We start from the raw sequence: 257 nt of genomic DNA, 5'->3' as shown, positions 1-257 counted from the left end.
TGTCGAGGACGCGTCGGTCGTTTACGCCTGAGTTCAAGGCGGAGGCTGCTCGTCGGGTGATTGATGGCGGCCGCCCGATCTCTGAGGTCGCTCGTGAGTTGAACGTGCATGAGAATCTGCTGGGCAAATGGGTTCGCGCCGAACGCATTCGCGACGGAGTGATCACCGAGGGGCGGGCAGCTCCGCCCGATGGTGAGCTCAGTGCCGGTGAGCGCGCGGAGTTGGTGCGGTTACGTGCCGAGGCCGCCGAGAAGGAC

Annotated in this window: 1 protein-coding gene; it reads left to right on the top strand. The window is 65.0% G+C overall.

Features of this window, described 5'->3' with window-relative positions:
* Positions 1-257: transposase (locus B1964_RS29045; protein ID WP_079932260.1), on the top strand; the 257-nt coding region annotated here is incomplete at both ends.

Origin of the sequence: Gordonia sp. i37 (assembly GCF_002043085.1) — a bacterium.
GTDB lineage: Bacteria > Actinomycetota > Actinomycetes > Mycobacteriales > Mycobacteriaceae > Gordonia > Gordonia polyisoprenivorans.
This window is presented reverse-complemented; position numbering and strand designations above follow the sequence as displayed.